1 protein-coding gene is annotated in these 1,124 nt (G+C 38.9%); it reads right to left on the bottom strand.

The window, feature by feature from the left end; translation table 11 throughout:
* Positions 1-52 precede the first annotated feature (52 nt).
* Positions 53-1,111, bottom strand: coding sequence for a calcium/sodium antiporter (locus E1176_RS00790; protein WP_155208688.1), 1,059 nt, complete (start codon positions 1,109-1,111; stop codon positions 53-55).
* Positions 1,112-1,124: the final 13 nt, after the last annotated feature.

Raw genomic sequence — 1,124 nt, forward strand, 5'->3', positions numbered from 1 at the left:
AGTTTGTGGTAAGGCTACCATTGTTTGATGTAGTCAAGAAACAATCGCTGTCCTACGATATGTAAAGCATATAAATTTCCCTTCCCAAATAAAATACATATAGAGCAATAAGAAATACACCTACCTTCTTTCCGATCCTCCATTTGGTGATCAGTAATGTGCCGAAAATAAATATCACGGAAGCAATTAGAAGTATTACTGACTCAAAAAGGTTTTCTACAGAGGTCGATACACCTTTGTCTGTAAATAAAAGGATCAACATCCACGGCAGACCCAGCCCGATCAGGATATCAAAGATATTTGAGCCAATAGCATTACTTACGGCCATTCCACTTCGCCCTTGCTTGGCAACTATTATTGAAGAAATCATATCTGGTATAGAAGTACCGATAGCCAATACTGTAAGCGCAATGATTACTTCAGGTATATTAAGAATATGCGATACACCAATAGCAGATTCAACGAGAACCCAACATAGGAGTGCAATAGCACCTATAGAAAATAAAAATGTGGTCCAGTAATATTCTCTGGGTGGAAATAACTTGTCAAGTATAATATGGAGTGGCCTGAAAATGATTCTCCAACCTTTTAAAGACTCATCCATAAAAGGCTCATCGTCATCTAGGCTATCGCCATCTACGAAGCTAAAAACCTTCTTTCCGTACCTCACAGCGATCACGTACAGTATGTATACGAAAACCAAAATCATGCTTTCTAACAAAGAAACTGCACCACTTTGAAGTGCGATAAATAATAAGACTACAGCAATGAGGTAAAATAGAAGATCTCTAAAAACAGGCTGCCAGATGAGTTTGGCGCTTCTTACCATCGCAGAGGCACCTATAATTACGAGTATATTAAATAGTGCAGACCCAACGATCGTACCTACACCTATGGCTTGGTGGTTTCCAGAACGTACAAGAGAAATAATTGCCACAAATAGCTCAGGGGCACTAGACCCAATGGCCATTAGGGTAGCACCGGCCATTTCATGTGATAATTTAAGTTTTTCGGCAATTTTATCGAGAGACTCTACAAAATAGTGGTCGCTTATTCTTGCGAGAAGGTAAAATGATGTAATAAGCGCGACTATATAACCAACTAAAAGCATAAACCTGATTTAC

Source organism: Fulvivirga aurantia (assembly GCF_009711475.1).
Lineage (GTDB): Bacteria > Bacteroidota > Bacteroidia > Cytophagales > Cyclobacteriaceae > Fulvivirga > Fulvivirga aurantia.

Excerpts from the sequence above, each read along its gene's own strand:
- E1176_RS00790 (WP_155208688.1), bottom strand. The coding sequence starts at position 1,111 with ATGCTTTTAGTTGGTTATATAGTCGCGCTTATTACATCATTTTACCTT.